We start from the raw sequence: 16,919 nt of genomic DNA on the forward strand, positions 1-16,919 counted from the left end.
AGGAACCTCGTCCGAGATGGACGGGGTATCAACATATCTGGCGTTGACTTTTGGCACGCTGTTGAGTTCTCAAGGAACGGAAGCTTCCTTCGAGACCGTTTCACCGGCCCCTCCGGGCTTTCCCTTCGTTGTCTCCAACCTTACCAGATCCGTTTCGCGTTTCCGCTCTTCGTTTCCGGCCCCCTGTTGGAGCGGGGTTTTTGTTTCGCGCCTTCCGGCGTGTCCACTACGTTAGCGGATTTCCCCGGCGGTTCATAATCGAGCCATTCGGTTCGATTTCGGCATGCCGAAATCGTCCCCGAGGGGAGATCGTGCGGTAGTGGTTTGCCGCCGGGCGGCTTGAGTGGCCGCCGTTGGAAAGGTGAACCCGTCCGAGGCAGCTAGAGAACACTACACCACGCCCCACGGTGCTTCAAACCTGTGGCCGTCAACAGGTTTGCGCGTTACCTTCGAGCCATGACCGAGCATGCGCACTCGTACCTGTGGTGGGCCGCCTGACGGCGGCCGACCACCCAGCGCATGCACCCAACGGCCGCCGCTTCGGCGGCCGTAGGTGTTTCTGCTCCCGGCCCGCCGACCGCGGCGACCCACAGCCGGAAGGAACACCGATGACGAGGGTCTTCAGCGGGATCAAGCCGACGGGGCACCTGACCCTGGGCAACTACCTGGGCGCCGTGCGGCAGTGGGCGGCTGTGGACCAGCACCGGGCCGAGTCGCTCTTCTGCGTCGTGGACCTGCACGCGCTCACCGTCGAGCACGATCCGGCCCGCGTACGGCGGCTGAGCCGGCAGGCGGCGACGCTCCTGCTGGCGGCCGGCCTCGACCCGCGGGTCTGCACGCTCTTCGTGCAGAGCCATGTGGACGAGCACACCCGGCTGGCGTACCTCCTCGAATGCACCGCCATGGACGGGGAGATGCGGCGGATGGTGCAGTACAAGGAGAAGGCGGCCAGGGAGCAGCGGCGCGGCGGCAGTCTGCGGCTGTCCCTGCTGACGTACCCCGTGCTGATGGCGGCGGACATCCTGGCGTACGGGGCGGACGAGGTGCCCGTCGGGGACGACCAGGCGCAGCACGTCGAGCTGACCAGGGATCTGGCGGCGCGGTTCAACCACCGGTACGGGCCCGTGTTCACCGTCCCCCGGGCGGTGCTGCCGCAGGTGGCGGCGCGGGTGATGAACCTGCAGGACCCGGGTTCGAAGATGGGGAAGTCCGAGGACACCGGTCCGGGGATCGTCTACCTCCTCGACGAGCCGGAGGTCGTCCGCAGGAAGGTACTGCGGGCGGTGACGGACAGCGGGCGGGACGTGGAGTACGACCCGCAGGAGCGGCCCGGGGTGGCCAACCTGCTGGAGATCCTGGCCGCGTGCACCGGGCGGGCGCCGCAGGACCTCGCGGCGGGGTACGACTCGTACGGCGCCTTGAAGAAGGACGCCGCCGAGGCGGTGGTGGAGGAGCTGCGGCCGTTGCGGGAACGGCATGCGGAGCTGGTGGCCGATCCCGGGTACGTGGACGGGGTGCTCAGGGAAGGTGCCGAGCGGGCGCGGGCCCTGGCCCGCCCGACGGTCGACGCGGCCTACCGGGCGATCGGGCTGCTGCCGCCGGGCTGAGGACGTGCCGGCGGCGGCGGGACGCCGCTTCGGCCGGCGGTCGGTCAGCCGTTGCCGGAGGCCAGCTCGCGGCTGCGGTCGCGGGCGGCCTCCAGGGCGGCGATCAGGGCGTGGCGCACGCCGTGCTTCTCCAGTTCCCGGATGGCGTTGATGGTGGTGCCGGCGGGTGAGGTGACGGCCTCGCGGAGCTTGACGGGGTGCTCGCCGCTGTCGCGCAGCATCACGGCGGCGCCGATCGCGGACTGCACGATCAGGTCGTGGGCCTGGGCGCGCGGCAGGCCGAGGAGGATGCCGGCGTCGGTCATGGCCTCGACCAGGTAGTAGAAGTACGCGGGTCCGGAGCCGGACAGGGCGGTGGCGGCGTCCTGCTGGTACTCGGGGATGCGCAGGGTCTTGCCGACCGGCTGGAAGATCTCCTCGGTGCGCAGCAGGTGCTCCTCGGCTGCGTGGCTGCCGGCGGAGATGACGGACATGCCCTCGTCGACCAGGACCGGGGTGTTGGGCATGACGCGGACGACCGCGATGCCGTCCGCGAGGCGCTCCTCGAAGAACGACGTCGGGACGCCGGCCGCGGCGCTGATGATCAGCCGGTCGGCGGCGACGTGCGGGGCGAGCTCCTCCAGGAGGGCGGACATGTCCTGGGGCTTGACGGCGAGGATGAGGGTGTCGGCGGTCTTGGCCGCCTCCTCGTTGGAGACCGACTCGACGCCGTGGCGGGCGTGCAGCTCCTGGGCGCGGGCCGGGCGGCGCGCGGTCACCAGCAGGTTCTCCGGCTTCCAGCCGGCACGGAGCATGCCCGACAGCAGGGCCTCACCGATCTTGCCGGTGCCGAGCACCGCGACTTTCTGCGTCATGGGGCCATCCTCGCACCGTGGACGGCCCGGAGGCCGTGCCGTCCACGGTGCGGTCACCCGCGGGGATCAGGCCGTACGGCGGCGGAGCGTGGCCGCGCCGAGGGCGAGGGCGAGGGCGGCGCTGCCGGCGACGACGGCGAGGTCGCGGACGAAGTCACCGGTGACGCCGGTGTGGGTGAGCACCTGCTGCATGCCGTCGACGGCGTACGACATCGGCAGCACGTTGGAGATGGCCTCCAGCACGGGCTGCATCCGGTCGCGCGGCATGAGCAGTCCGCAGAGCAGGATCTGCGGGAGCAGCACGGCGGGCATGAACTGCACGGCCTGGAACTCGCTGGTGGCGAAGGCGCTGACGAAGAGTCCGAGGGCGGTGCCGAGGCAGGCGTCGGCGAGGGCGACCACGAGCAGCAGCCAGGCGGAGCCGGTGACGTCGAGGCCGAGCGCGAGGACGGCGAGCCCGGTGGCGAGGGCCGCCTGGACGACGGCGACGGCGCCGAAGGCGAGGGCGTACCCGGCGAGCAGGTCGCCCTTGCCGAGCGGCATGGACAGCAGGCGCTCCAGGGTGCCGGAGGTGCGTTCGCGCAGCGTCGCGATGGAGGTGACCAGGAACATCGTGATGAGCGGGAAGATGCCCAGCAGCGAGGCGCCGACGGTGTCGAAGGTGCGCGGGCTGGCGTCGTACACCCAGGACAGCAGGGTCAGCAGGACGCAGGGCACGACGACCATCAGGGCGATGGTGCGCGGGTCGTGACGCAGTTGCAGCAGTACGCGGCGGGCGGTGGCGAGGGTGCGGCGCGTGCTCATCGGACGTTCTCCTCGGCCTGGTGGGGGAGCTTTCCGGCGGCCTCGTCGACGAGGCGGAGGAAGGCGTCCTCGACGGTGGGGGCGCCGGTGCGCGCGCGGAGCGCGTCGGGGGCGCCCTGGGCGAGGATGCGCCCCTCGCGCATCAGGAGGAGCCGGTGGCAGCGCTCGGCCTCGTCCATGACGTGGCTGGAGACGAGGAGGGTCGCGCCCCGTTCGGCGGCGAGGCGGTGGAAGAGCTCCCACAGGTCGCGGCGCAGGACGGGGTCGAGGCCGACGGTGGGTTCGTCGAGCACGAGCAGTTCGGGGGTGCCGAGCAGCGCCACGGCGAGGGAGACGCGGCCCAGCTGTCCGCCGGAGAGGTTGCCGGCGAGGGCGGTGGCGTGGGAGGTCAGGTCGACGTCGGCGATGGCGCGTTCGACGTGTCCGGGGGCGTCGCCGCCGAGGACGGCGGCGAAGTACGCGAGGTTCTGGCGGACGGTCAGGTCGAGGTAGACGGAGGCGGCCTGGGTCACGTAGCCGACGCGGGGGCGCAGGTCGCGGTGGCCGGCGGGCAGGCCGAGGACGTCGAGGGTGCCGGTGATGGCCGCCTGGGTGCCGACGACGGCGCGCATGAGGGTCGACTTGCCGCAGCCGCTGGGGCCCAGCAGGCCGGTGATCTCGCCTCGGGGGACGGTGAACTCCAGGGCGTCCAGGACGGTGCGGCCACCGCGGACGACGGTGAGCCCGGAGGTGTGCACGGCGGATCCGGGGCCCGGTTCCCGGGGCTCCTCGGCTTTATTCATCATGCGGTGAATAGTGCTCCGGGACCTGTCGGGACGTCAAGAAGCGGCAGATGTATCCGTTTGAGTGACGAATCATTTACGCTCCGTTTACTTAAAGAGCTTGCAAAATGGAGTGGCTGTCTGCGCAAAATGAAGGGCGGCTACGCATCCGAACGGGGGCACCTGTGGTATCGGCCAAGGGAGTTGCGCGTGCTGTCGCCGTCATGGCGGCACTGCTGCTCTCCCTGTTCGCGGCGATAGGCTGCGCCGCCGCCGAGCCCGTTCCCGCCTCCTCCGGCCGCGGCACGGGCACGACGGTGGCTCGCGCGGAGCCCGAGACCCGCAACTGCCTCGCACGGAGGCACGGGAGCAACGGCATACGCCTGGTGCTGCCCGGGACGGTGAGCGTCCCGGCCCCGGCATCCGCTCCGCGGGGCGCCACCGGAACCGACGAGACGGTTCCGGTGGACGACGCCCAGGTGTCCGCCGCCGTGACGGCGCCGCGGACCGCCCGGCAGGCCGTACCCCTCTCCAGATCAGGAGAACTACCGGTCGCCCACGGCGCGTTCCGCTGCTGAGGCACGGCCTGCCGCCTGCTCCCCCCTCCTGACCGCGGTCGTCGCCCGCGGCCCGGGCCCTACCCCGGCCCGGGTCCTCGCCGGCGCCCGCGCGTCCACGTGCACGCACATGCACTCGTACGCGGCGCCCGCGATCCGGGAGACCGACCCCCCACACCGCACGACCACGTACGCCCCCGCCCACGCCGGCGCCGGGGCGCAATGGAGGACACCCGCGTGAAGACCTTCATCCCCCCATCCCCCACCTCCTGTTCCTCCTTCCCCCCACCAGCCGTCCGGCCCCCGCGGCCCGTCCGCGGCTCCCTCACCCCCACCCCCGCCCGGTGAGCCGCCTCATCAGCGCCGCGTCGCGACTGCCCCGTCCGCAGTCGCTGCGCGCCGACGTCACCGCCTCCCTCGTCGTCTTCCTCGTCGCCCTGCCGCTGTGCGTGGGCGTGGCCGTCGCCTCCGGGGTGCCGGCCGAACTCGGTCTGGTCACCGGCATCGTCGGCGGCATCGTGACCGGCATACTCCCCGGCAGCAGCCTCCAGGTGTCCGGCCCGGCCGCCGGGCTGACCGTCCTTGTCTATGAGGCGGTCGAGGAGTTCGGGCTGCCCTCGCTGGGCGTGCTCGTGCTCTGCGCCGGCGCGCTGCAGCTCGCCATGGGCGTGCTCCGGCTCGGCCGCTGGTTCCGGGCCATCTCCGTCGCCGTCGTCCAGGGCATGCTGGCCGGCATCGGCCTGGTGCTGATCGCCGGACAGGTCTACGCCCTGACCGACACCGCGGCACCGGCCGGCGGCCCGGCGAAGATCGCCGGATTACCCGGACTGGTCGCGGGCACCGTCGTCTCCCCCACGGCGCTCACCGCGCTCGCCGTCGGCGCGGGCACCATCGCGGTGCTCGTCCTGTGGCCCCGCATCCCGCGCGCGGCGCGGCTGCTGCCGGGGCAGTTGGCGGCGGTCGCGCTCGCCACGGGCGCGGTCGTGCTGTTCGACCTGCCGGTCGAGCGCGTCGAGGTGGCGGGGCTGCTCGACGTCGTCCAGCCGCCCGGCGCCGAGCAGTTCGCGGGGCTGGCGAGCCTGTCCATGATCGGGACCGTGCTGGCCTTCACCCTGATCGCATCCGCCGAGAGCCTGTTCAGCGCCGCCGCGGTGGACCGGCTGCACGACGGGCCGCGCACCGACTACGACAGGGAACTCATCGCACAGGGCACGGGCAACGCCGTCTGCGGGGCGCTCGGGGCCCTGCCGATGACCGCGGTCATCGTGCGCAGCGCCGCCAATGTGCAGGCGGGTGCCCGTACGAAGGCGGCACGTGTGCTGCACGGCGTGTGGCTGCTGCTGTTCGCCGCGCTGCTCCCCGCCGCGCTCGGGGTGATCCCGGTCGCCGCGCTGGCGGGCGTGCTGGTGCACGCCGGCTGGAAGCTCGTACCGGTGAAGGAGATCGTTCCGCTGTGGCGCGAGCACCGGGGCGAGGCCGTCGTCCTGATCGTGACCGCGACGGGCATCGTGGTCACCAACATGTTCGAGGGCGTGCTCATCGGGCTGCTCACGGCCGTGGTCAAGGCGGCCTGGGAGACCTCGCAGACCCATGTGGAGATCCACGACAAGGGTGAGGGCCCGATCGTCGTCCGCGTTCTGGGCAACGCCACCTTCCTGCGGCTGCCCAAGCTGCTGGAACAGCTGGAGGCACTGCCCCGCGACCGCCCGATGGAGCTGGACCTGCGCCGGCTGCGGCACCTCGACCACGCCTGCGGCATGGCTCTGCTCGGCTGGGCCGAGCGGCACAACGAGGAGGGGGTGACGCCGGTCCGGGTGCAGGGCGCACCGGTGTGACGCGGCGGCCCGGGACCGGGCGGGAGGGGGCGACGCCCCTGACGCACGGTTCCGGGCCGTCTCAGGGTCATCCCCTATGGCTTCGGGGACGAAGCGGAGTGACCGTGGCCATATGAGGCGTTCTACCGATGGATCCCGGGACGTGACCGGAGCCGAGAAGCGGCAGCTCGCGGTGGCCTCGGCCACCCTCGGGCCGTGGCGTCCGGCGGCGGCCGTCGGCGCGATCGGCGGCGGGGTGTCCCTCGCCGCCTCCGCCCTGGGCGGAGACTTCGGGCTCGGCGTCGTCGCGGGCGCCGTGTCCGTCGCGCTGATGCTCTTCTTCCTCGTCGGTGGCGCCGGCGCGGTGACCGGCCGCGGCCCGCGCGCCGACCGCCGCATACGCCGCTGGGCGGCCGCCCACCCCTGGCGCGTCGCACTGGTGCCGGCCGGGATGCTGCTCGTCACCGACGTCGTGGTGCGCCAGATCCTGACCTCGGAGGGCTTCTTCGGCAGCCTCTGGGACGGCCTGTGGCGAGGGGTCCTCGTCGCGGGCGTGGTCGGCGTGGTCGGCTCCGTGGCGGGGAGGCGGCGGGCCGGCTAGCGTCCGCCGGTCCTCTTCACCGCCACCGTCAGGTCGACCTTGTACGGCTCGGCCACCTGCCCGTCCGGGAAGAGCGCGAGCAGCGCGCGCCGCTCGTCGGCGAGGATGCGGCGGGCGGTGTCAGGGGCGAGCACGGCGAAGTAGGAGCGGCTGCCCAGCATCGTGAGGTGCGTGTCCAGCGGGACGGTGCGCGACCAGCGCAGGACGCGGGTCTCGGTGCGCATCCCCAGACGGGAGCCGAGCGAGCGGAGGATGTCCTGCGCCGTGCCCGTCAGGCCGTTCTCGTGGTAGCGGGGCACCGCCCGGGCCAGCCGCTCCTCCTGCTCCCGCACCCAGGCGACCCCGGTGTCCGGCACGTTCCACCACAGCGCGAGCGCGCCGCCCGGGCGCAGCACCCGCGCCGCCTCGGGGGAGGACTTCGCCGGGTCCGTCCAGTGCCAGGCCTGGGCGTACGTCACGAAGTCCGCCACCCCGGACGCGAACGGCAGCGCGTCCCCGTCCGCGCGCACCAGCGCCACTTCGGGCTGACCCGCCCGCAGTTGCGCCGCCATCCCCGCCCCGGGCTCCACGGCCGTCACGTGCGCCCCGCGCGCCCGCATCAGCGCCGTGGCGATCCCCGTCCCGGCCCCCACGTCCAGGACCGCGGCCCCGGCGAAGGACCGGCCGCCGATCTCCTCGACGGCGTCGAACACCTCTCCGGGGTAACCGGGGCGGGCCGCGGCGTACTGCGCGGCAACGGTGTCGAAGGACCGGGCGAGCACGCGGTGGGCCGGCTGTGTGGTCATGGGGGTTGTTCTTCCCCGTGGGACACGGGCGCGACCCACCGTGCGGGCTCGGTCAGGTGCAGCGCGGGGCGACGTAACCGTCGCTGCCGGTCAGGATGTTGACGTCGGCCACGTACTGGTCCGGTCCGATCCGGTCCCAGATGTTCGACGTGCCGTAGTAGCCGCTCACCGTCTCACCCGGCGTCTGGCAGAAGATCGGCATCTTCTGGTCGTAGGGCAGGGTCCTCAGGAGCTGGAAACTGGTGCCCGGGCCGCTGCGCACGTTGACGCGCACCCCGGGGGCTGCCGGGTAGTACACGAGATTCGGGGCCGCCACGGCTTCGGCGGCGCCTCCCAGAACGAGGAGGACCGCACCGGCCATCGCGGCCGCTCCCGTCACGAGCGCCGCGCGCCTGCTGTTGCTCAACGCGTTCCTCCCGCAGTACCGATCCAGGACATCGCGGCGAGATGCCGCCGCGTCAGCTGCAGCGCGACGTGACGTACCCGTCGCGGCCGGTGTGCACGTAGGTGTCGGAGACGTACTGGTTGGTGCCGATGCAGTCCCAGATGTTCGAGGTGCCGTAGTAGCCGCTCTCCGTCGTACCGGGGGTCTGGCAGAAGAGGGGCACCTTGGCGTCATAGGGGAGGACCTTGACGATGTGATAGTTGCTGCCAGGCCCGGAGCGGACATTGAGACGCACGTCCGGCGCGACCGAGTAGTAGATGAGATCGCTCGACGCCGAAGCCGGGGCCGCCGCGGCATCCCCAGCGCCGCCGAGCACCGGGAGCGCCGCCCCGGTCAGCACCGCCACGCCGGAGGCGAGTACCGCGCGCCTGCTCTTGTCCTTGTTCTCGCTCAACGCATTCCTCCGATGGACGGACCACTTGTGGACGCACACGCCGAGGGCCCCCTGGCAAGCCACGGAGCCCGGCGGTGCATGGTGCATGAGATGCGAGGAGGCGTGACCGTTCCCGGCCCGCGATCCCGTGTCAGACGCAGCGTCCGGCGACGTACCCGTCGCTGCCGGTGTGCACGTACGCGTCAGAGACGTACTGGTTGGGACCGATCCGGTCCCAGATGTTCGAGGTGCCGTAGTAGCCGCTCACGCTCGTACCCGGCGTCTGGCAGAAGATCGGCACCTTCTGGTCGTACGGCAGGATTTTGACGATCTGGTAGCTGGTGCCCGGACCGCTACGGACGTTGAGCCGCGTACCGGGCGCAACGGAGTAGTACACCAAGGAAACGTCGGCGGCGGCCACGGCCTTCTCGTCCTGCTCGGCCGCCGGTTCGTCAAGGCTCTTCTCGGCCACTGGTTCTCCCCCGTGCAGATTCACGCTCTGTCAAGTGCAGGCTAGCAATTCGAGCCGTCGTCGTTACGAGGATCCACTAGGCTCACCGAGTTGCGGCTGTGGACGAACACACGGGGGTGGGCCATGCCGCCAGTGCGGAGAACCGGGACCGACCCGGAAGCGGAACATCCGGAATACGCGGGGCAGTACCGGCTCGAGGGCCGGCTCGGCTCCGGCGGCATGGGCGTGGTCCACCTGTCGCGCTCCACCTCAGGCATGCGCCTGGCCGTGAAGGTCGTGCATGAGGAGTTCGCGAAGGACGCCGAGTTCAGGGCGCGTTTCCGGCAGGAGGTCACCGCCGCCCGCCTCGTGAGCGGGGCCTTCACCGCGCCCGTCGTCGACGCCGATCCCGAGGCCGAGCGGCCGTGGATGGCCACGCTGTACATACCCGGGCCGACACTGGCGGCTTTCGTGAAGCGGAACGGTCCGGTGGCACCGGCCCAGGTGCGCTATCTGATGGCGGGCCTCGCCGAGGCCTTGCGCGATATTCACCGAGCGGGCGTCGTCCACCGGGATCTCAAGCCGAGCAACGTGCTGCTGGCCGCCGACGGTCCGAAGGTGATCGACTTCGGCATCTCCCGCCCCTCGGACAGCGAACTGCGCACCGAGACGGGCAAGCTCATCGGGACCCCTCCGTTCATGGCTCCCGAACAGTTCCGGCGACCCCGGTCGGTGGGCCCGGCAGCCGATGTCTTCGCGATGGCGAGCGTCCTGGTGCACGCCGCCACCGGGCGCAGCCCCTTCGACTCCGACAGCCCGTACATCGTGGCGTACCAGGTGGTCCACGACGAGCCCGAATTGACGGGCATACCCGCGGATCTGCTCCCGCTCATCCGGCGTTGCCTCGCCAAGGACCCCGATGACCGGCCCACACCGGACGCGCTGATGACCGAGCTCAGGACGATCTCGGCCTCCTACGACACACAGACCTTCAGCGCCTTCGACGTCGAAAGGCTCGACACCGAAGGTCTCATCCCCGCGCAGCGCCGGGCCGCCTCCGAGGAATCACGGAGCGCCGGGGAATCCCCGTCCCGTAGGAGCTCGGGCAGCGGTGGGCGCGGCATGAGCCGGATCGCCGCGGTGGCGGCGACGTCGGCGCTGCTGATCGCCGGAGGCGTCACCGCGATCCAGGTTTACGGCAGCCCCTTCGGCGATGCCCGTCACACGGCAAGCACCGCTTCCTCCGTGGGATTTCAGCCCTGGTCCACTTCCCTGCTCGGCGGTACGACGGAGAACGCGCTGGCAGGCTGCACGTATGCGACGCACTTCCTGTTCTGCTCCCAGCGGGGCGTAAACGCGGCGAAGGTCGACCCGCGCAACGGACTCCTGCAGTGGTCCGTCCACGGCGATCCCGGCGTGGACGACGTACGGAAGTCGTCCCACCCTCCCGTTCTCGACCACGGGGTCCTGCGCGTGGTCACCCGCGGTGGGAAGCGTCTCGAAGGCCTGGACCCGGCCGACGGCAAGTCGATCTGGGCACTCGACATCTCCGCCGCCTACGGTGCCTTCTACGATGCCGCCGATTCGGTGCTGCTCGTGGGGCGCGACGGTTCGGTGACCGCCGTCGACGGCCGGACCGGCACAGAGCGGTGGCACAAGAAGCTGCATGGTCATTCGCTGCCGGTCTTCACGACGCTCCAGGGCTCCGCAACCGCTTATGCCACCGAGGTGTCGGGCGACGGAAAGCACACCTTGGTGAGCTCGGTGGACCCGGCCGACGGAAAGCTGTCGGGGCAGCACCGCCTCGACGGGGACCTCGACGTCGTCGGGGCTTCCGCTTCCGGTGTCTACCTCGCCTCCTCCGACGCGTACTCCCGTACCGACGCCGTTCTCCGACTGGACCTGCGCGACGGCACGACCAGGCGTTTCCCCCTCGCCAAACCGCTGGACGCCGCACAGGCGGTGGTCCGCGATGACGCGGTGTACGTACTGGGGTACGGCGGCACGTTGCTGGCCGTCGACACCGGTGGTTCGGGCGGGTCCGAGGCGCGGGCCCGGTCCTGGCGACTGGAGACCTCGGTCAGCGACGGCTCCCGGCCCGTCGTCGTGGGAGACCGTCTGTACCTCTCCTCCAGCGACGGACGGCTGCTTGCCGTCGACACCGAGCGGGGCGTGTTCCTCGGGCAGACGAAACCCCGCCTGGGCGACGGGCCCGGCAACACCGAGTCCCCGCCCTCCCCTCTCGTCGCCGACGGGAAGGTGTTCGCGACCGCGCCCGACGGCAGCGTGTTCGCCGTGGACGCCGAGGACCCCTCCCGCTGGTGATCACGGGGATCGGCGGAAGGGGTCCAGGGGAAAGACGAGGGGCCCGGGTGTCCCGGGGTCAGCGCTCGAGCTTGGAGACGTCGCGGACGGCGCCCTTGTCGGCGCTGGTGGCCATCGCGGCGTAGGCCTTGAGGGCCAGGGAGACCTTGCGGTCGCGGGCCTTGGGGGCGTAGGTGCCGCCGAGGGCGGTGCGGCGGGCGGCCAGATCCTCCTCGGGGACGAGGAGTTCGATGCTGCGGCCGGGGATGTCGATGCGGATGCGGTCGCCGTCCTCGACGAGGGCGATCGTGCCGCCGGACGCCGCCTCGGGCGAGGCGTGGCCGATGGAGAGGCCTGAGGTGCCTCCCGAGAAGCGGCCGTCGGTGATCAGGGCGCAGCTCTTGCCGAGGCCGCGGCCCTTGAGGAACGAGGTGGGGTAGAGCATCTCCTGCATGCCGGGGCCGCCCTTGGGGCCCTCGTAGCGGATGACGACCACGTCGCCCTCCGTGATCTCCTTGCGGAGGATCTTGTCGACGGCCTCCTCCTGGGACTCGCAGACCACGGCCGGGCCCTCGAAGGTCCAGATGGACTCGTCCACGCCCGCGGTCTTCACCACGCAACCGTCGACGGCGAGGTTGCCGTGCAGCACGGCCAGGCCGCCGTCCTTGGAGTAGGCGTGCTCGACGGAGCGGATGCAGCCCTCCGCGGCGTCGGTGTCCAGGGCCTCCCAGCGCTCGGACTGGGAGAAGGCCTCGGCGGAGCGGACGCAGCCGGGGGCGGCGTGCCAGAGTTCCTCGGCCTCGGCGGAGGGGGAGCCGCCGCGGACGTCCCAGGTCTTGAGCCAGTCGGCCAGCGACGGGGAGTGGACCGCGTGGACGTCCTCGTTGAGCAGGCCGCCGCGGTGGAGCTCGCCCAGCAGGGCGGGGATGCCGCCGGCGCGGTGCACGTCCTCCATGTAGTACGTGCGGTTCTTCGCGACGTTGGGCGCGACCTTGGCGAGGCACGGCACACGGCGCGAGACGGCGTCGATGTCGGTCAGGCCGAAGGGGACGCCGGCCTCCTGGGCCGCGGCGAGCAGGTGGAGGATCGTGTTGGTGGAGCCGCCCATGGCGATGTCGAGGGCCATGGCGTTCTCGAACGCGTCGAAGGTGGCGATGGAGCGCGGCAGCACGGACTCGTCGTCCTGCTCGTAGTAGCGCCGGGTGAGGTCGACGACGGTACGGCCGGCGTCCTCGTACAGCGCCTTGCGGGCCGTGTGCGTGGCCAGGACCGAGCCGTTGCCGGGCAGGGACAGGCCCATCGCCTCGGTGAGGCAGTTCATCGAGTTGGCGGTGAACATGCCAGAACACGAGCCACAGGTGGGACAGGCGTTCTCCTCGATGCGGAGGATGTCCTCGTCGGAGACCTTGTCGTTGACGGCGTCGGCGATCGCGTCGATCAGGTCGAGGGTGCGCACCGTGCCGTCGACGAGGGTGGCGCGGCCGGCCTCCATGGGGCCGCCGGAGACGAAGACGGTGGGGATGTTGAGGCGCAGGGCGGCCATCAGCATGCCCGGGGTGATCTTGTCGCAGTTGGAGATGCAGATCAGCGCGTCGGCGCAGTGCGCCTCGACCATGTACTCGACGGAGTCGGCGATCAGGTCGCGGGAGGGCAGCGAGTAGAGCATGCCGCCGTGGCCCATGGCGATGCCGTCGTCGACGGCGATCGTGTTGAACTCGCGCGGCACGGCACCCGCGGCCTTGATCGCGTCGCTGACGATGCGGCCGACGGGCTGGAGGTGGGTGTGCCCGGGCACGAACTCCGTGAAGCTGTTGGCCACCGCGATGATCGGCTTGCCGATGTCCTCGCTCGCTACGCCCGAGGCCCGCATGAGGGCACGGGCGCCCGCCATGTTGCGGCCGTGGGTGACTGTGCGGGACCTCAGCTCGGGCACGGGGACCACTCCCTACGTTTCCATCCGGAGCTTTCGAGCGTACGCCTCCGGTCGTGGCGCACGGCGGTGTGTCCGTATTGCGGACGGCGAGTCCACGGTGTGGATGAGACTCCGGGCCCGGTCGCGACGGGGTGCTCTTCCTCTTGTCGGCCCGTTCGCCGTGGTGCCGGCTCAGCCCGTGACGGGTCCGGGATCGGTCAGGTAGCGCTGGAGCGTCGGCGCGACGAGGGCGACGACCTCCTCCAGGTCCGCCGACGCCAGCGGCTCGATCCTGATGACGTAGCGCATCATCGCGATGCCGATCATCTGGGCGCCCGCGAGTTCCGCGCGGAGCCGGGGCTCGGGGACCTTCAGCTCCGAGGCGACCCGCTCCAGCAGCCGCCGCAGGACGATCCCGCGCAGCACGCTCGCGGCGGTGTCGTTCGTCACGGCGGAGCGGAGGATCGCCAGCATGGGGGCCCGGGAGACCGGGTTCTCCCAGATGGCGACGAAGAAGCGGGCCAGCCGCTCGCCGACGCCCTCGGGGCCGGCCGCGAGGACGTCGGGAACGCCGAAGGCGGGCTCGAAGCTCAGCTCGATGGACGCGGCGAAGATCTGCTCCTTCGCCCCGAAGTAGTGGTGCACCAGCGAGGAGTCCACGCCCGCGGACTTGGCGATGGAGCGGATCGAGGTCTTGTCGTAGCCGCGGGCGGAGAACTCCTCGCGGGCCGCGGCGAGGATCCGGTCGCGGGTCTCGGGGGTGCCCGAGCGGCTCCCGGCGGGGCGGCCGCGGCCGCGCTTGCCGGTGCCGCCGCCTTCCTGGGCCATCAGCGCACCCGCGCGGCCGCGGCCAGGTGCAGCCGGGTGAAGGCCAGCGCTTCGGCGAGGTCCGCCTCGCGCTCGGCGGCCGACATCGCGCGCCGGGTGTTGACCTCGATGACCACATGGCCGTCGAAGCCGCGCGAGGCCAGGCCCTCCAGCACCTCGGCGCAGGGCTGCTTGCCGCGTCCGGGCACCAGGTGCTCGTCCTTGCCGGAGCCGCTGCCGTCGGCCAGGTGGACGTGGCCGAGCCGGTCGCCCATGCGGTCGAGCATCTCCAGCGTCTCGGTCCTGGCCGTGGCGGTGTGCGACAGGTCGATGGTGAAGTGCCGGTAGTCGTCCGTGGTGGGGTCCCAGTCGGGCGCGTAGGCGAGCATCTCCCGGTCGCGGTAGCGCCACGGGTACATGTTCTCGACCGCGAACCGGACGTCGGTCTCGTCGGCCATCCGCCAGATGCCGGCCACGAACTCCCGCGCGTAGCTGCGCTGCCAGCGGAACGGCGGGTGGACGACCACGGTCGAGGCGCCCAGCTTCTCCGCCGCCGCCTGGGCCCGTTGCAGCTTCACCCACGGGTCGGTCGACCAGACCCGCTGGGTGATCAGCAGGCAGGGCGCGTGCACCGCCAGGATCGGGATGGCGTGGTAGTCCGACAGCCGGCGCAGGGCCTCGATGTCCTGGCTGACCGGGTCGGTCCACACCATCACCTCGACGCCGTCGTAGCCCAGCCGGGCCGCGATCTCGAAGGCCGTCGCGGTGGACTCGGGGTAGACCGAGGCCGTGGACAGCGCGACCTTCGCGTCCGGTACGCGCACGGTGTGTCCGTTCGGGTCCACAGGGTCAGGGGCTGCCACGGGGAACAGCGTACGGCGGCCGGTCGGCCGAGCGGCACACCGCACCCGGCCGACGTGACGCGATCGACACGCGGGTGGCGCACCGGCCGCACGGCCGGCGCGCCGTGTGCGCCGCCCTCAGCCCCGGTCGCTCGTCATCAGGTCGAGACGGCGCAGGATGACGCCCTCACGCAGCGCCCACGGGCAGACCTCCAGCTCGGTGACCCCGAACAGGTCCATCGCCGCGTCCGCGACGAGTGCCCCGGCCAGCAGCTGGCGGGCCCGGCCCTCCGACACGCCCGGGAGCTCCCGGCGGGCGCCCTCGGTCATGGCGGCCAGCCTCGGCACCCACTCCTCCAGCGTCCTGCGGGTGAGCGTGCGCTGCACGTACAGGCCCTCGGCGGAGCGCGCCGCGCCCGCGATCCGGGCCAGCTGCTTGAAGGTCTTGGAGGTGCCCACCACGTGGTCGGGCGCCCCGAGCCGGCTGAACTCGGCGACGGTGCGGGCGATCTCGGCCCGTACGTGCTTGCGCAGCCCGCGCACGTCGTCGGCGGTGGGCGGGTCGCCGGGGAGCCAGCCGCTGGTGAGCCGGCCGGCGCCGAGCGGCAGGGAGACCGCGGCGTCCGGGTCCTCGTCCATGCCGTACGCGACCTCCAGGGAGCCGCCGCCGATGTCCAGCATGAGCAGCCGGCCGGAGGACCAGCCGAACCAGCGCCGGGCGGCGAGGAAGGTGAGCCGCGCCTCGTCCTCCCCGGACAGCACGGTCAGGTTGACCCCGGTCTCCGCGGCGACCCGGGCGAGCACCTGCTCGCCGTTGGCCGCCTCGCGCACCGCGCTGGTGGCGAAGGGCAGGACGTCCTCGACTCCCTTGTCCTCGGCGACGACCAGGGCCTCGGCGACCTGGGCGACCAGCCGGCGCACGCCGTCCTCGCGGATCGCGCCCTCCTCGTCCAGCAGCTCCGCCAGCCGCAGCTCCGCCTTGTGGGAGTAGGCGGGGAGCGGGCGCGCGCCCGGGTGCGCGTCCATGACCAGAAGGTGGACGGTATTCGAACCCACGTCGAGGACACCGAGTCTCATGCCCGGAACGCTACTGCGCCGGACTCGGACCGAAGACATGCGGGGTATGGGCACCTGCGCGGGTGACCACTCGAGAAGCTTCACATGCTTACCCTGACATCGTGGCGAAGGTGAAAAAGGCGACGAAGCGGCAGCATCACCCGGACGTGTCGGACGAGGTCGGGCTCGATTTCCCGCGCGCATGGGTCGAGTTCCCCGATCCGGCGGACGAGGAACAGGTCTTCCGGTGCGACCTGACGTGGCTCACCTCACGGTGGAACTGCGTCTTCGGCCGCGGCTGCGAGGGCATCGAGGCGGGCCGGGCGAGCGACGGGTGCTGCACCCTGGGCGCCCACTTCTCGGACGACGACGACGAGAAGCGCGTCGCGGGTCACGTGGAGCGGCTCACCCCCGAGCTGTGGCAGTTCCACGCGGTCGGCGAGGAGGACGGCTGGACCGAGGTCAACGAGGACGGCGACCGGCAGACCCGGAGGCACCAGGGGGCCTGCATCTTCCTCAACCGCCCCGGCTTCCCCGCGGGCGCCGGCTGCGCGCTGCACACGCTGGCGCTCAGGGAGGGCCGCGAGCCGCTGGAGACCAAACCGGACGTGTGCTGGCAGCTGCCGATCCGGCGGACGTACGACTGGGTGGACCGCCCCGACGACACGCGGGTGCTGATGATCTCGATCGGCGAGTACGACCGGCGCGGCTGGGGCCCCGGCGGGCACGACCTGCACTGGTGGTGCACGGGGGCGCGGTCCGCGCACGGCGCGGGTGAACCGGTCTACGTCTCGTACCGGGCGGAACTCACGGAGCTGATGGGGCCGCGGGCCTACGCGCGGCTCGTCGAGCTGTGCGAGCAGCGGCTCTCCTCGCTGCTGCCGATGGCACCGCACCCCGCGGATCCGGCGGCGGGCGCGGGCGACCGGCGCGAGGACGCCTGAGC

Annotated in this window: 17 protein-coding genes; 6 read left to right on the plus strand and 11 right to left on the minus strand. The window is 71.9% G+C overall.

Translation table 11 applies throughout. The annotated features are described in order from the left end of the window. Nucleotides 1–608: 608 nt before the first annotated feature. A complete protein-coding gene (trpS, locus tag PV342_RS37460) occupies nt 609–1,607 on the plus strand; it encodes a tryptophan--tRNA ligase (RefSeq protein ID WP_500320609.1) in 999 nt (332 codons plus the stop codon). A gap of 44 nt (nt 1,608–1,651) precedes the next feature. On the opposite strand, the gene proC is transcribed toward trpS, so the two are convergent. The 3 genes from proC to PV342_RS37475 form a co-directional block, all read right to left on the minus strand. After that, complete coding sequence (gene proC / locus PV342_RS37465) at nt 1,652–2,461, minus strand: pyrroline-5-carboxylate reductase (protein WP_326573002.1); 810 nt, start codon at nt 2,459–2,461, stop codon at nt 1,652–1,654. Nucleotides 2,462–2,527: 66 nt separating this feature from the next. Continuing rightward, nucleotides 2,528–3,265 carry an ABC transporter permease gene (locus PV342_RS37470; protein ID WP_361013115.1) on the minus strand — a complete coding sequence of 246 codons (738 nt, stop codon included), beginning with the start codon at nt 3,263–3,265 and terminating at the stop codon, nt 2,528–2,530. Further along, entirely contained in the window at nt 3,262–4,050 is a 789-nt protein-coding gene (locus PV342_RS37475) for an ABC transporter ATP-binding protein (RefSeq protein ID WP_500320612.1), read from the minus strand. Before PV342_RS37475 ends, PV342_RS37470 begins: the two co-directional genes overlap by 4 nt. A gap of 200 nt (nt 4,051–4,250) precedes the next feature. Here PV342_RS37475 and PV342_RS37480 point away from each other — a divergent pair, with 200 nt between their 5' ends. The 3 genes from PV342_RS37480 to PV342_RS37490 all read left to right on the plus strand — a co-directional run bounded on the left by PV342_RS37480 (nt 4,251) and on the right by PV342_RS37490 (nt 6,998). Further along, nucleotides 4,251–4,604, plus strand: coding sequence for a hypothetical protein (locus tag PV342_RS37480; RefSeq protein WP_500320614.1), 354 nt, complete (start codon nt 4,251–4,253; stop codon nt 4,602–4,604). Nucleotides 4,605–4,927: 323 nt separating this feature from the next. Then, a complete protein-coding gene (locus tag PV342_RS37485; RefSeq protein ID WP_361013123.1) occupies nt 4,928–6,418 on the plus strand; it encodes a SulP family inorganic anion transporter in 1,491 nt (496 codons plus the stop codon). A gap of 142 nt (nt 6,419–6,560) precedes the next feature. Next, nucleotides 6,561–6,998, plus strand: a complete 438-nt coding sequence (locus PV342_RS37490; protein ID WP_361013125.1) for a hypothetical protein — start codon at nt 6,561–6,563, stop codon at nt 6,996–6,998. Here the strand turns inward: PV342_RS37490 and PV342_RS37495 are convergent. From PV342_RS37495 to PV342_RS37510, 4 genes are all read right to left on the minus strand, one after another. Then, nucleotides 6,995–7,783 carry a class I SAM-dependent methyltransferase gene (locus PV342_RS37495; RefSeq protein WP_500320615.1) on the minus strand — a complete coding sequence of 263 codons (789 nt, stop codon included), beginning with the start codon at nt 7,781–7,783 and terminating at the stop codon, nt 6,995–6,997. The two genes, PV342_RS37490 and PV342_RS37495, sit on opposite strands and share 4 nt — an antisense overlap. Nucleotides 7,784–7,835: 52 nt before the next feature. Next, nucleotides 7,836–8,189 carry an SH3 domain-containing protein gene (locus PV342_RS37500; RefSeq protein WP_500320616.1) on the minus strand — a complete coding sequence of 118 codons (354 nt, stop codon included), beginning with the start codon at nt 8,187–8,189 and terminating at the stop codon, nt 7,836–7,838. A 52-nt stretch (nt 8,190–8,241) separates the two neighbouring features. Further along, nucleotides 8,242–8,622, minus strand: coding sequence for a hypothetical protein (locus PV342_RS37505; RefSeq protein WP_018559533.1), 381 nt, complete (start codon nt 8,620–8,622; stop codon nt 8,242–8,244). A gap of 130 nt (nt 8,623–8,752) precedes the next feature. Beyond that, complete coding sequence (locus tag PV342_RS37510; RefSeq protein WP_400805735.1) at nt 8,753–9,073, minus strand: SH3 domain-containing protein; 321 nt, start codon at nt 9,071–9,073, stop codon at nt 8,753–8,755. A 123-nt stretch (nt 9,074–9,196) separates the two neighbouring features. On the opposite strand from PV342_RS37510, the gene PV342_RS37515 reads away from it, so the two are divergent. Next, nucleotides 9,197–11,377: a serine/threonine-protein kinase gene (locus tag PV342_RS37515; RefSeq protein ID WP_400805737.1), complete on the plus strand. Its 2,181-nt coding sequence runs from the start codon at nt 9,197–9,199 to the stop codon at nt 11,375–11,377. Between the two features lie 58 nt (nt 11,378–11,435). On the opposite strand, the gene ilvD is transcribed toward PV342_RS37515, so the two are convergent. The 4 genes from ilvD to PV342_RS37535 all read right to left on the minus strand — a co-directional run bounded on the left by ilvD (nt 11,436) and on the right by PV342_RS37535 (nt 15,994). Then, nucleotides 11,436–13,289: a dihydroxy-acid dehydratase gene (ilvD, locus tag PV342_RS37520; RefSeq protein ID WP_400805739.1), complete on the minus strand. Its 1,854-nt coding sequence runs from the start codon at nt 13,287–13,289 to the stop codon at nt 11,436–11,438. 171 nt (nt 13,290–13,460) lie between these two features. Further along, nucleotides 13,461–14,096 carry a TetR/AcrR family transcriptional regulator gene (locus tag PV342_RS37525; protein WP_433422601.1) on the minus strand — a complete coding sequence of 212 codons (636 nt, stop codon included), beginning with the start codon at nt 14,094–14,096 and terminating at the stop codon, nt 13,461–13,463. Further along, complete coding sequence (locus tag PV342_RS37530; RefSeq protein WP_361013149.1) at nt 14,096–14,899, minus strand: sugar phosphate isomerase/epimerase family protein; 804 nt, start codon at nt 14,897–14,899, stop codon at nt 14,096–14,098. Before PV342_RS37530 ends, PV342_RS37525 begins: the two co-directional genes overlap by 1 nt. Nucleotides 14,900–15,055: 156 nt before the next feature. Then, entirely contained in the window at nt 15,056–15,994 is a 939-nt protein-coding gene (locus PV342_RS37535) for a Ppx/GppA family phosphatase (RefSeq protein ID WP_400805741.1), read from the minus strand. Nucleotides 15,995–16,095: 101 nt separating this feature from the next. On the opposite strand from PV342_RS37535, the gene PV342_RS37540 reads away from it, so the two are divergent. After that, a complete protein-coding gene (locus PV342_RS37540) occupies nt 16,096–16,917 on the plus strand; it encodes a DUF3109 family protein (RefSeq protein ID WP_400805743.1) in 822 nt (273 codons plus the stop codon). Nucleotides 16,918–16,919 lie beyond the last annotated feature (2 nt).

The sequence above is a fragment of the Streptomyces sp. PA03-3a genome, assembly GCF_033792735.1.
Classification (GTDB): Bacteria; Actinomycetota; Actinomycetes; order Streptomycetales; family Streptomycetaceae; genus Actinacidiphila.

What these genes read in the sequence shown, in the direction of transcription:
- trpS (WP_500320609.1), top strand. Translation starts at nt 609, where the DNA reads ATGACGAGGGTCTTCAGCGGGATCAAGCCGACGGGGCACCTGACCCTG.
- proC (WP_326573002.1), bottom strand. Translation starts at nt 2,461, where the DNA reads ATGACGCAGAAAGTCGCGGTGCTCGGCACCGGCAAGATCGGTGAGGCC.
- PV342_RS37470 (WP_361013115.1), bottom strand. Translation starts at nt 3,265, where the DNA reads ATGAGCACGCGCCGCACCCTCGCCACCGCCCGCCGCGTACTGCTGCAA.
- PV342_RS37475 (WP_500320612.1), bottom strand. Translation starts at nt 4,050, where the DNA reads ATGATGAATAAAGCCGAGGAGCCCCGGGAACCGGGCCCCGGATCCGCC.
- PV342_RS37480 (WP_500320614.1), top strand. Translation starts at nt 4,251, where the DNA reads ATGGCGGCACTGCTGCTCTCCCTGTTCGCGGCGATAGGCTGCGCCGCC.
- PV342_RS37495 (WP_500320615.1), bottom strand. Translation starts at nt 7,783, where the DNA reads ATGACCACACAGCCGGCCCACCGCGTGCTCGCCCGGTCCTTCGACACC.
- PV342_RS37515 (WP_400805737.1), top strand. Translation starts at nt 9,197, where the DNA reads ATGCCGCCAGTGCGGAGAACCGGGACCGACCCGGAAGCGGAACATCCG.
- PV342_RS37525 (WP_433422601.1), bottom strand. Translation starts at nt 14,096, where the DNA reads ATGGCCCAGGAAGGCGGCGGCACCGGCAAGCGCGGCCGCGGCCGCCCC.
- PV342_RS37535 (WP_400805741.1), bottom strand. Translation starts at nt 15,994, where the DNA reads ATGAGACTCGGTGTCCTCGACGTGGGTTCGAATACCGTCCACCTTCTG.